Source organism: Luteolibacter pohnpeiensis, assembly GCF_016595435.1.
Taxonomy (GTDB): domain Bacteria; phylum Verrucomicrobiota; class Verrucomicrobiia; order Verrucomicrobiales; family Akkermansiaceae; genus Luteolibacter; species Luteolibacter pohnpeiensis.
Genome location: NZ_JAENIJ010000002.1, coordinates 181,647 through 194,253, shown reverse-complemented (window position 1 = coordinate 194,253; position 12,607 = coordinate 181,647). Strand labels below are relative to the sequence as shown.

At 55.7% G+C, this 12,607-nt stretch carries 9 protein-coding genes; 4 read left to right on the top strand and 5 right to left on the bottom strand.

The genetic code is table 11. The annotated features are described in order from the left end of the window. Positions 1-55: 55 nt before the first annotated feature. From JIN85_RS01970 to JIN85_RS01960, 3 genes are all read left to right on the top strand, one after another. Positions 56-2,128: an HAD-IIB family hydrolase gene (locus tag JIN85_RS01970; protein ID WP_200267079.1), complete on the top strand. Its 2,073-nt coding sequence runs from the start codon at positions 56-58 to the stop codon at positions 2,126-2,128. Next, positions 2,125-4,338, top strand: coding sequence for an HAD family hydrolase (locus JIN85_RS01965; RefSeq protein WP_200267077.1), 2,214 nt, complete (start codon positions 2,125-2,127; stop codon positions 4,336-4,338). The genes JIN85_RS01970 and JIN85_RS01965 overlap by 4 nt, the downstream gene beginning before the upstream one ends. Positions 4,339-4,403: 65 nt before the next feature. Further along, entirely contained in the window at positions 4,404-6,251 is a 1,848-nt protein-coding gene (locus tag JIN85_RS01960) for a DNA topoisomerase IV subunit B (RefSeq protein ID WP_200267075.1), read from the top strand. Between the two features lie 23 nt (positions 6,252-6,274). On the opposite strand, the gene JIN85_RS01955 is transcribed toward JIN85_RS01960, so the two are convergent. The 4 genes from JIN85_RS01955 to JIN85_RS01940 all read right to left on the bottom strand — a co-directional run bounded on the left by JIN85_RS01955 (position 6,275) and on the right by JIN85_RS01940 (position 10,644). Next, on the bottom strand, positions 6,275-7,201 hold the full coding sequence (locus JIN85_RS01955; RefSeq protein ID WP_200267073.1) for a sugar phosphate isomerase/epimerase family protein: 927 nt from the start codon (positions 7,199-7,201) through the stop codon (positions 6,275-6,277). A 191-nt stretch (positions 7,202-7,392) separates the two neighbouring features. Next, the gene (locus JIN85_RS01950; RefSeq protein WP_200267071.1) at positions 7,393-9,507 is read right to left on the bottom strand and encodes a vWA domain-containing protein; all 2,115 of its coding nucleotides are present in this window, start codon (positions 9,505-9,507) and stop codon (positions 7,393-7,395) included. A gap of 21 nt (positions 9,508-9,528) precedes the next feature. Further along, positions 9,529-10,068, bottom strand: a complete 540-nt coding sequence (locus JIN85_RS01945) for an RNA polymerase sigma factor (protein ID WP_200267069.1) — start codon at positions 10,066-10,068, stop codon at positions 9,529-9,531. 150 nt (positions 10,069-10,218) lie between these two features. Beyond that, positions 10,219-10,644 (bottom strand): hypothetical protein, encoded by a 426-nt coding sequence (locus tag JIN85_RS01940; protein WP_200267067.1) that lies wholly within the window; start codon positions 10,642-10,644, stop codon positions 10,219-10,221. A 38-nt stretch (positions 10,645-10,682) separates the two neighbouring features. Between JIN85_RS01940 and panC the strand changes: the two genes are divergently transcribed. Further along, positions 10,683-11,618 carry a pantoate--beta-alanine ligase gene (gene panC / locus JIN85_RS01935; protein WP_234047176.1) on the top strand — a complete coding sequence of 312 codons (936 nt, stop codon included), beginning with the start codon at positions 10,683-10,685 and terminating at the stop codon, positions 11,616-11,618. A 79-nt stretch (positions 11,619-11,697) separates the two neighbouring features. Here the strand turns inward: panC and cdaA are convergent, their stop codons facing one another. Beyond that, positions 11,698-12,537 (bottom strand): diadenylate cyclase CdaA, encoded by an 840-nt coding sequence (gene cdaA / locus JIN85_RS01930; protein WP_200267065.1) that lies wholly within the window; start codon positions 12,535-12,537, stop codon positions 11,698-11,700. Positions 12,538-12,607: the final 70 nt, after the last annotated feature.

The window sequence follows — 12,607 nt, the reverse complement described above, 5'->3', positions numbered from 1 at the left end:
GAACCGGGTTTCTTAAGCATTTGAATGAACGCAATAAGGTGCTAGGTTGCGATCAATGATGAAAGATAAAGACGTCCGTCTGATTTGTTCGGACTTGGACGGGACTCTACTTGGAAAACCTGATTCGACCGCGGATTTTGCGGAAACTTGGAAAGCACAGGGAGAAAATCGACCTGTGTTGGTTTATAGCACCGGCAGGTTGCTCAAGGATGCCATCCGCGTGGTGAAGCGTGCAGGATTGCCCACGCCGGATTATTTCATTGGTGGGGTGGGGACGATGATGTGGAACCCGCGTGAAGAAAAAGTCGTCGAGGAATTTGAAGATCTTTTGAGTGAAGGTTGGGATCTGGGGGTGGTCAGGCAGATTGTTTCGGGCCTGCCGGACATCAAGGAACAGCCGCCGGAACAGCAGCATCCTTGGAAGAGCAGCTGGTTTTGGTTTCAGCGGACACGCGAGGAGCTTGATGTGTTGCGAACCACCTTGCTCGACGCGGGTGTTGAAGCGCAGGTCATCTATTCGTCTTCCCGCGATCTCGATGTTTTGCCGAAAAGCGCGAACAAGGCGAACGCCTTGAAGTGGTTGTGCAATCACCTGGGGATCGGGCTGGATGAGGTTGTGGTCGCTGGCGATACCGGAAATGACGCGTCGATGTTTTTGCTGCCATCAGTCCGCGGTATTGCTCCTGACAATGCGGAGCCGGAATTGTTAGAGGCGCTGGTCGATGCCAATGCGTATCGGGCGAGTGGAGTTTGCGCGGCAGGTGTGTTGGAGGGGCTGGTGCATTATGGCGTTTTCGAGCAGATCGTCCCCTGCGGAACTTCGATTGATACCCAGGCGCATGACCCGGAGATCATTCGATTGTTCGAGCCGCAGGCCAGAACCGCGGGAAGCGAGACGGCGTTTATCGAAAAGGCTTATGGCAAGGCGCTGGAGGCATTGGAGAAATGTGTCACGCCGATGGGTTTCAGTGCTTGTTCCATCAAGGACAATTCAGTCACCGGAACGGATGAAAATTACAACAGTGTCTGGGGGCGCGATGGGGCGATGGCCATCACGGGAAGCTTGTCGTGCCACGATGATCGTTTCCGCGATTGCCAGAGGATGACCTTGCGCACGTTGCTGGATCACTTGGCGGAAAATGGTCAGGTGCCTGCGAATGTCCACATCTCAACCGGCGTCCCGGATTACTCCGGAGTCGGCGGGATCGCCGCGATCGACAGTGGAATGTGGGTGGTGATCGCACTCCACGCCTTCGTCGAGAAAACCGGTGAGATCGATTTTTTGAAAGAGTATCTCGATCCGATCGCCAAGGTCATGAACTGGCTTGAGGCGCACGATAGCAATCAGGATGGCTTGTTAGAAATTCCCGAAGCCGGTGATTGGATGGATCTCTTCAACCGGAGCTACAACGTTCTTTATGACGAGGTGCTGTGGTGCCGTGCCAATGTCAGCTACGGCCGAATGATGGAGTTGTTAGGTGATAAGGCCGCAGCCAGTCATTATTTCGTCAAAGCGGAGCGGGTGAAGACCGCGATTCTTGATCGGTTCTGGCCGACGACGGGGAACGGTCCCGATGGTGTTGCTGGCTTCGACGAGGTGCAGAAAGCGATCGGCGATTCCCGCTACCTGTTAGCTCAGGTCACGCCATTTTCGTTCGATTGGCGATGCGATGTGGCCGGAAACATTCTGGCCTTTTTGTTCAATGTCCTGGATTTCGAGAAGGCGAAGGTCGCATTCCGATTCATGTGGGGCGTTGGCGTGAACCAGCCGTTTCCTGTTAGAAATCTCTATCCGGTGGTGAATGCCGGCGATCCGGATTGGAAAAGCTACTACACGGTGAACCTGTTGAATTTGCCACACCATTACCACAATGGTGGCATCTGGGGCTGGGTAGGCGGGCAATGGGTTCGCTTCATTCATCGGCTCGGGTTGCGCGATGTGGCCCGCAAGGAATTGCTGAAACTTGCGGAAGTGAGCCATCAGGGAATTTTCCAGCAATGGGAATTCAATGAATGGTATCATGGCGAGACGGGACGCCCGATGGGCAAGGCTTACCAAGCATGGTCGGCGTCCGAGTTCATCGCGGCCTATCATGCGGTGATGGATGATAAACCCGAAAAATCATGAGCGATCCCAAGAAGAGCAGCGGAAAAAGCAAAGGCCTGGATATCGTCCATTTGTCACTCCACGGGTTGATCCGGGGGGAGAATATGGAGCTTGGTCGCGATCCCGATACTGGTGGCCAGTGCCTGTATGTGGTCGAGTTGGTGAAGGCGCTTGCGCAAGACGAGCGGGTTCACCGGGTGAGTTTGTTGACGCGCAAGGTGATGGATCCGCGGGTTTCGGCGGATTATTCGAAAGCTCGCGAAAAGCTGGAGGGCGGTGGAGAAATCATCCGCATCGAAGCAGGTCCGCGCCGTTATTTGCGGAAAGAAGTTTTATGGCGTCACCTTGATGCCTTCATCGATGGCACGCTCGCCTACTTTCGGCGTGAAAAGCGGGTGCCAGACATCATTCATGCCCACTACGGTGATGCGGGGTATGTGGGGCGGCAGCTGTCGGCGGTATTGGGTTGCCCGTTTGTATTCACCGGTCATTCGCTCGGTCGCGTCAAACGGCAGAAGTTGGAACAGAGTGGGGCGACACAGGAAGAAATCGAAGAGCGCTACAATCTATCAGCCCGGATCGAAGCGGAAGAACTCAGCTTGGATGCGGCGAGCATGGTCTGCACCAGCACGCGACAGGAAGTGGAAGAGCAATATTCACTCTATCACCAATATGCCGAAGAGCGCATGCGTGTGATCCCGCCAGGGGTAAATTTGAGTCGCTTCGATGGCCCGGGCGATCCGGATGTGGTGAAGTCGGTCGATGCCAAGTTGTGCCGTTTCCTGAATGATCCAACCAAGCCGCCAGTTCTAACAATCGCGCGTGCGGATGAGCGAAAAAATCTTCCCGGATTGGTGAAGGCGTTTTCTGAAAATCCTTGGCTGCGTGAAAATGCGAACCTGATCCTCATCGGTGGCAATCGTGAGACCTTTGAAAAACTGCCGCAAGGTGCTCGGCGAGTTTGGCGGGATCTGCTGCGAACGATCGATGATGGTGATCTCTACGGCAGCATCGCCTATCCGAAGCGCCATGAATCGAAAGAGGTTGCCGGCTTTTACCGTTGGGCCGCCGAGCGGGGCGGCGTTTTTGTGAATCCTGCATTCACCGAACCATTCGGTCTGACCTTGTTAGAGGCAGCCGCCGCTGGATTGCCGCTGGTTGCAACCAATGATGGCGGACCCCGGGACATTCTCGCGAATTGCAAGAATGGCGAGCTGGTCGATCCTTACCATACGAAGGAGATTGGCGATGGTCTGGAACGAGTGATTTCAGATCCGCAAAAGCAAAAAGAACTCGCCGCGCGCGGTCATGCCGCGGTTCGTAAATACTACGCATGGTCGGCTCACGTGGACCATTATCTCAACGAGCTGAAGGCAGTGGTTCTTCCCAAGACTCCGATCCATCGAACCAGTGGTTCGCGTCGAACGCTTGTGGAACGCGAGCGTTGGATCGTGATGGATTTGTTGCCGAATATTGAAACCGAATCCGAAGAGTTGCTTTCCAAGTGGCGGCATTTGTTCGATGGGCAAAACATCGGCCTCGGCATCGCTACGGGACTTTCGTTTGACGAAGCTTGGGAAGTGATTTCCCGCTGCAACATGCCCGAACCTGGATTCATCATTTCCGGCTTGGGCGCGGAAATTCGCTACGGTCGACGGGGTGTTTTGGACGAGCGCTGGCGTGGGCAACTCGCCTCGCGTTGGGATCGGGAAAAGGTTCTGGATGCCATTTCATCGCAGGATGGGATTTATCTGCAGGAAGAGAAATTTCAACATCGCTTCAAGGTCTCCTTCCTGAGAGATCCGAATCGCGCGCCATCGCGGGGGGCTCTTCAGCGCTTGCTGCGGGAAGCGGGAGTCGCGGCCAAAGTCATCGTCACCGCCCGATCGTTCCTGGACGTGATTCCGATCCATAGCGGCAAGGATGTGGCGTTGCGGTATCTGGAACATCGCTGGGGGATTGATCCGGCGCGGATTTATTATTTTGGAAATTATGGCAACGATGTCGCTGCGGTGCGGGGCCGGAATTTATCGGCGGTTCCGTCCGATGCCGACCGGGTTCTGCGCATGGTGAGGGAGCGTCCGAGATTGTTTCAGGCGCAGCAACCTGGCCTGGCTGGATTTTTCGAAGGCCTTGATCACTATGGATTTCTGGAAGGCGAAGAACCACCCAAGCCGGTTGATTCCCCAGTCGCCGAGGAGACTGTCGATCAAAACGAACTCCATCCCTGAGTTCTTGGGACGTCACGGGTCTTGCACCCTCGTGCCAGACCGTTTAGGAACTTCAGGACATTCTCATGGCATCGGATTACACGGAATCGGACATCAAGTCGTTGGACTGGCGGGAGCACATTCGCATGCGCCCCGGAATGTATATCGGCAAGCTGGGGGACGGTGGTTCCCCGGACGATGGCCTCTACATTTTGCTCAAGGAAGCCGTCGATAACTCGATCGACGAGCACATCATGGGGCACGGCAAGGAAGTCCGAATCTCGATCGATGAAGAAGGCCGTGTTGAAGTCCGTGACTTTGGGCGGGGGATTCCGTTAGGGAAACTTTACGACTGCGCCGCACAGATCAACACCGGTGCGAAATACGATAGCGAGGCTTTCAAAAAATCCGTCGGTTTGAACGGTGTCGGGATCAAAGCGGTCAACGCGCTTTCGACATTTTTCGAAATCCAGGCGTGGCGCGAAGGCAAGACCAAGGCACTCGAATTTTCGAAAGGCCAGCTGACTGTGGATATGAAAAATCCGCGGAAGGACGACGGCCAGACCGGCACGCGTTTGGCGTTCGAGCTGGATCGCACGATTTTCCCGGCCAAGGCGAAATTCCGTGAGGCGTTTGTCGAAAAAATGTGCCGGTATTATTCCTACCTGAATCCGGCCCTGACAGTCGTGTTCAACGGCACGAAATATCGCTCCAAAGACGGATTGCTCGATTTGCTGCGGGAGGAGATGGAAAACGAGGCGCTCTATCCGCCGATCCATCTGGTTGGAAATGATATCGAGATCGCCTTCACCCACAGCGAGGAAAGCGGTGAGGAATATTATACCTTCGTCAACGGTCAGAACACCTCACAAGGTGGAACCCACTTGGCCGCATTCCGGGAACAATTGGTTCAGGTGATCCGCGGATTTTATAAAAAGCAGTATGATCCATCGGACATCCGGGCGGGCATCGAGGCGGCGATCTGCGTGCGCATCATCGAGCCGGTGTTCGAGTCGCAGACGAAAACCAAATTGGGCTCCACCACCGTAGCTCCGGAAGGGGAATCCCTGCGGACCTTCATCGGGAATTTCCTCAAACTGAATCTCGATAACTACCTGCACAAAAATCCTCAAACGGCTGAAGCGATTCAAAAACGGATCCAGGCAGCGGAGCGTGAGCGCAAGGATTTGAAGGGAATTCAAAAGCTGGCCCGCGAGCGTTCACGGCAGGCGAAGGTGCACAACAAAAAGCTGCGTGATTGCCGCGTGCGCTTTGATAGCAAACACAAGCGCCGTGAGGAATCTACCCTGTTCATCACCGAGGGTGACTCGGCTTCCGGATCCATCACCAAAAGCCGCGACGTGGAAACGCAGGCGGTTTTCTCATTGCGCGGTAAGCCACTGAATACCTTCAGTCTTCCACGAAAGATCGTTTATGAAAACGAGGAGTTCGCGTTGCTGCAGGCCGCGTTGAACATCGAGGATGGCATCTCGGAATTGAGATATAACAATGTGGTGATCGCGACCGATGCCGATGTCGATGGCATGCATATCCGTCTGTTGTTGCTCACTTTCTTTTTGCAGTTCTTCCCTGAGCTGATCCGCGACGGGCATTTGTATATTTTACAAACTCCGCTGTTCCGGGTGCGTAACAAGAAAGAGACGATCTATTGTTATGATGATGCGGAGCGTCAGAAAGCATTGTCGAAACTTGGCAAGAATGCCGAAATCACCCGATTCAAGGGCTTGGGAGAAATCTCGCCGGATGAATTCAAATTCATGATCGGCCCCGACATGCGACTCGACCCGGTGGAATATGAAGAAGGCAAAAGCGTGAAGGAATTGCTCACCTTTTACATGGGCAAGAACACGCCGAATCGCCAGGAATTCATCATCGAGAACCTGCGTGAAGATGTCGATCGCCAGGTCGCCTGATTCGGCTTCGAGAATCCGCCAATCTAGCTGCGCTCTGGGAATTTCTTTTTCCAGATCGCCAGCTTTTCTTTGATTTCCTCCGACCGGCGGGTCGGGCTGAGTTCCCAGATCAACGGGCAGCCTTTCGGGAAAAAGGGCAGCAGGTCTTCATACTTCAAGGTGCCGCTGAAGGGAACGCGGTGATCGCGCGCTGGCCATTGCACATCATGCACGTGACCGCCGATGATGTATGGCTGCATGTCGGCGAGCCATTGCTGATGATCTAACAATCCGAGGTTGTGCTTCAACTGCACGTGGCCGAAATCATGCCAATACCCGACCCATGGGTTGTCGGCGAAGTGCTTTTGCAACTCAATCATTTCGCGCTCGGTTGGCATGTCTTCGAATCTGGAGCGCGACTCGACGGCGAGTTTGATGCCCAATTCCGCAGCACGCTCGGCGATGGTGGTGAGTGCTTTGATGGCACGGTGAAAATACAAGGGGCCGACTTTTTCCCGCTTCTTGACGAAGTTGATTTTGGCCTTGGTGTAGGCGGTCGTGTGTTGGCCGCCTTCATTCACCATCGCGGTCAGGCGTTTCGTCCATTTGGAGGAATCCATGGGCACTGAGCCCATGTGAAGGACCACGTAATGCGCCTTGAACTCGGCGGCGATGTCCAAGGTCTTGAGCGTCATGTCCATCGCCCGCTGGCGGTCGAAAGGCCGGTGGGAGGTGAATTCGTAGGCGTCCGGCGCATCGATCATCACTTCCACGGGGGAGGGGAAGTAGTTGTGCACGCCGGAGCAGGTGAACATGCCCGCGTCGTAGGCTTTCTTGATGCCCGGATATTTCGCCACGGTCATGCCGTGGGAGAGCTCAATGTTTTTGAACCCGAGGGAAACGATTTCCTCAATCATGGCCTCACCATCGGAGTGACGGCTGTTGTTCCAGCAGGATGAAAAGGCGAGCATTGAGGGAATTCAGTTTTCTTCGATGACGTGGCGTGAGCTTCTGTTGCGGATCGAGCCGCTTGAGCAGAAACTTGCTTAGGAGATCGACCAGTTTTGCCGCGATATCAACCTTTTTCCCTATTTCAATCGGTTGCGTGGCTGTTACTTTGAACGGTATCCATCGAACTGGTCCAGATCCTGCCTTGGTTCCTTCAGCGGTCACGAATCACATCGGCTGGTGCCGGAAGCTTCGGCGATCCGGATTTCATCAAGGTTTTGATCAACTCCACGAACTCCGAACGTTCCTCATTGGAGTCCTTGCCAAGTCCGGTTTGGGCGAAATCCCGGATCCAGCTCCACGAAACTGATCGGGTATCCGGCCTGTCGCGAAGTTTCATGCCGAACAGTGCGACTGCGGTAGCGAATTTGAAGTCCGGGTCGGTGTCGATGATCGGTTTGGCCTCACCGCTGAGGGGAAATTCGATTTTCCGGCTCACGTCGCCATCCGGATGCTTGTAGCGGAGCTTCACCGTGAGCCATTCGTCCGAGGACGCCGAAGGATTCTGCCCGACTGATGGCTTGGTCTGGTATTTCAGGTCATCAGTGGCTGCTATCAATTCCGGCGATTGCAGTTCGTAAAATGCCGTGACGGTGTGGCCCGCGCCGATGTCGCCGGCATCGACCGCGTCGTTGTTGAAATCTTCGTTGCGCAGGACCCGGTTGGCGTAGCCGATCAAGCGGTAGCGCCCGACCTTCGCCGGATTGAACTCGACCTGGATTTTCACGTCCTTCGCGATCGTGACCAGAGTGCCACTCAGATTTTGCAGGAGCACTTTTTTTGCCTCGCGCGCCGAATCAAGGTAGAAGTAGTTGCCGTTCCCATCGCGGGTGATCGAGTCCATCATCGCGTCGTTGAGGTTGCCGGTGCCGAAACCCAGAACCGTGAGATAAACTCCGGATTGCGCACGGGATTTGACCAGATCCACCAATGACTCCTTGCCGGTGATGCCGACGTTGAAATCGCCATCAGTCGCGAGGATCACGCGGTTGACGCCACCATCGATTTTCTGCTCGGTGGCCAAGTCATAGGCGCGCTGAATGCCGGCTCCGCCGTTGGTCGATCCACCTGCTTCGAGTTTGGCCAGAGCATTCGCCACCGCTTCGCGTCCAGTTGAATCGAGTGCGGTCGATGGTAGCGCGACTCCTTCCGATCCGGCGTAGACGACGATTGCCACGTGGTCGCGTTCGTCCAGTTGATCGACCAGCGTCATCAACGATTGCTTGAGCAAGGGCAACTTGTCCGGGCTTTGCATGGAGCCGGAAACATCAATCAAGAACACCAGATTCGATGCGGGTCGATTGGCGTTTTCGACCTCCCGGCCTTTCAGGGCAATGCGGACGAGTTGGTGTGACGGTGCCCAGGGACAGGTGGAAATCGTCGCACCTACGGCAAATGGCGCATCGCCCCCCGGCTGCGGGTAGGAATAGCGGAAGGCATTGATGCATTCTTCGACCCGAACTGCATCAGCCGGAACGGGTCGACCCTCTTGGATCATTCGTCGGATGTTGCTGTAGGAAGCGGTATCGACATCAATGGAAAAGGTGGAAAGCGGAGAATCCTGCGTGGATCTCCAGAATTGATCGAGAATTCTTTCGTATTGATCGCGCCCAATGAGTTCGCGAGCGCGCAATTCTTTGTAGGTGGTGGAATTCCTCTCTGTAGCCGTCAGGTCGTCAGCAGGCGGAACGATTCTTGCTCGTGGCTGGCGGTCGGGGCTGACCATGCCGAATGGATTCCCCGTGGCATCTCGAGAGCCAGCTCCGCTACCTGTTCCAGCTCCGCTACCTGTTCCACCTCCATGGCCTGTGCCGATCCCGTTAGCAGCGAGATCGGAGGGGGGAGCGATGGGGGTGGGTTCGTCGTATTTGAGGTCGGCGAAATCCGATGCGGGTAGGGGAGGTGGGGGCGCGCTTGGTTGGAGGCTCAAGTCATGGAGCGATGGGGGCAAATATTCTTTTGGGTGCTTGATCTCTTCGTTCAAGTTGGAACGGACCAAGTTCGGTTCACTTCTTGGAGCCAAACTGGGACTGAGTTTCGAGTTGCTGATTACTGCCCACCAGATGGCGGTTCCAACGGTTAGAGTTAGGGCAGCAGCGATCCCGGCGCGTTGGTAGAAACGCGACGTTTTCCTGCGGACCTTCGCAGGCGACAGGGGCTCCGCATCCACTGCGGCTTCGAGTTGTTGGATGAATGCTTCGTCAGGCCCTTGATGCAGCTCACGGAGCAGTTCATCGAGCAGACGGTCTTCGGGCGATGGAGAGTTCATTCTGGAAAGAGGGCTGGAATTTCAGGCGTTGGATTCGAGGCATTGGCGGAGCGCCGTGCGCGCGCGTTCGAGTCGTTTGCGAAAGGTCGCTGCGGGTATGCCTATGGCTGCAGCTGCGGATTCACCGTCGGAATTACTATCATCATAGTAGGCTTGAACCGCGGATGAGAGGGTCTCTGGAAGTTTTGCCCGGCAATCGTGCAACCGCCCGAGCAAACCGGATTCTCCACTCTCGGCGCACCATTGGCGGATGACTTCCTCAAGTCCCACCAGCTCCGGTTCCTCCAGTGGGACTTCGCGTCGGTGCCGCCGGCAATCTTCACGCCACTTGTTCCGCACAATGCCACGCAGCCAGGAGCCGAAATCACGGGTGATGTCGAATTTTCCGATCGATTGCCAGGCGGCGACAAATGAATCCTGGACGATTTCCCGAGCTCGATCCGGGTGCCCGCAAAGTACGCGGGCATAGGCAATGAGCGGTTGATGATGATCGCGGATCAGCTCGGAAAATCGGGATCGGTCCATGATGGAGAAGTTTGCAGCTGCGACGGCGGATTTCATGGTTTTCGCCTCCTATTGATTGTGAGGCCATGATTTGTGACATCAAAATCAAAAAAAACCGGCTCAGGAAGAACGAGGTCTTCCGGAGCCGGGTGGATGGTTGCGGATTGGTCGGCGCGCGTGGCGGCAACATTCCGCGGTCAGGGATGATCAGGCACGAAATTGCCAACGCGTGTCGACATCGTTGTCGCGCCAGGCTGGGCGACGGGAAATGGGGTCTTGCAGCGTGCGCAGGGCCTTTCGACCACCGGTCGAAAGATGGGTCTCGGTATCGAGCACGATGGTTTCGAGTCCCATGTAGTAGGTGTCGCGGAGAGTGGCGACGGATTCTTCGCCGAATGCGCTCGCGAGGTGCTCCGAGAGAAGCCGGGCTTCCTTCTTCCCAAGAAAAAGGAAGGCCGGCGTCTCATCGTAATGCGACTTCGAGCGAATCAAGCGGGCAATTGCCATGGTATCCCATTCATCATCCAGAACGACTTCCGGCGTTCTGGTCGTCGATCCGGCTGACGAAGCCTGGGGTTCGATCGCAGTCTCAGTAGCGGGACCTGCTTCGATTTCAGTTTCAATGATACTCATATGGGGGTGAGAAGGATGACCTTCGCGCGGCAAATAGCATGAGCCGTGCCACCCGGGGTTTTCGGGTATCGGGGAAATTTTTCCGCGCCTGGCTGCACCCTGAAATTGCGGAGTCGGGAAGGTCGATGCAGGCTCCCGGCATGAAGACGATTGAGACCGGAAGCACCCTGCGCGCGGAGCTGGCTAAACTTCCTAAGCCATTGGTATTGGTGCCAACCATGGGGGCGTTGCATGAAGGGCATTTGTCGCTCATCCGCCGTGCGCGCGAGCTGGCCGGGCCAACCGGTACGGTGGTCGTTTCGATTTTTGTGAATCCGATCCAGTTTGATCGCGCATCGGATCTCGAGGGTTATCCACGGCCGATGGAAGCCGATTTGGCGGTTTGTGAGGCGGAAGGGGTGGATGTGGTTTTCACCCCGGAGGTGTCATCCATGTATTTTCCGGATCGATCGATCACCGTTTTGGAACAGTCGCTTTCGCAGACCTTGTGTGGCGCGACCCGGCCCGGGCATTTCGACGGAGTTTGCACGGTGGTGCTGAAACTGTTTCTGCTGTCCGGTTGCGAGATCGCGGTTTTTGGTGAGAAGGATTACCAGCAGTTGGCAATCATCCGCCGAATGGTTCGCGACCTGAATGTCCCGGTTGAGATTGTTGGCGGGCCGACCGTGCGGGAGGCGGATGGCTTGGCAATGTCTTCGCGGAATGTGAAATTGACCGCAGAACAGCGCGCGGATGCTCCACGGATTCGCAAGGCCTTGCTGAAAGCCAGTGAGGCGCTGACCAAGGAGGAAATCTTGCAGATCGCGAGTGAAGAAATTTCGGCCTCACCGCTAACCCGGATCGATTATCTATCGCTGGTGGATGCGGAAACGCTGCAGCCGGTGGATGATCTAAATCGCCCAACAGTCCTGGCGACCGCGGTGTTCTATGGCGATGTCCGATTGATCGACAACATCCAGATCAGCGCTCGCTGATTTCGGGATCGCTCAAGGCTCCGGGACGATTTGGCCACGTGGCGGATCCAGGTTTCCGCCATCGTTGTCCAGATGATCCCTAATCAGAAACCATATCGCGATCGCGAGAAGGAGTGACAGTATCTTCGCGATCCAGTTCTTCGTCATCTTCAGGTTCAGTAAGGGATTTGCCGGCTATGAAAATATCCGCCAGCCGGTCGCGGAATTGTTTTTCGGTTAGATTTCGTTCCAATCGACCATCGACGCAAATGGAAATCCCGCCCGTTTCTTCGCTCACCACGACAGCGACGGCATCGGTTTCTTCAGTGAGACCGATGGCGGCGCGGTGACGCAAACCGGTCGAGCGGTCCCGCATTTCGCGCTGAGTCACGGGGAATACGCACGCGGCTCCCGCCACGCGGTCATCGGCGATGATCATGCCGCCGTCGTGCAAGGGAGCTTTCGGGTAAAAAACGGCAGTCGCCATTTCGGGGGAAAATTGGGCATCCAGCACCACGCCGGTTTCGAGGAATTTCTTCAGGCTGATATCGCGCTGGATCGCGAACAGTGCGCCAATACGCTTTTTCGACAAGGCGATCACCGAATCCGCAAACCGTTCGAGGAAGGCCAGTCTGCGTCTGCTGGAAAAGGAAAAGATCCGCTTGCTGCCGAGTCGGGCAAGGGCATCGCGTAGCTCGGGCTGGAAAATGACGATCAAGGCAAACGCCAAAATCGCAGAGGCGCGGGTGATGAGCCACCAGATGACCTCGAAGCGGAAAACCTGGGAAACCAGGGTCAACACCACCAGGATCGTGCCGAGTCCGACCAGAATCTGAGCACCGCGCGTGGCCCGGAAAGCACGGTAAATCTGGTAAATGCAGACGGCGAGGACCAGGATCTCAATCCCGTCGCGCCAATGTTTTTGAATTTCGGGCCACATGGGTAACGTCCAGATCATAGGGCGTGCGGTTCCGGCTGTCACTTGGAAACCTTTGTTGCCGAAGAAGTCA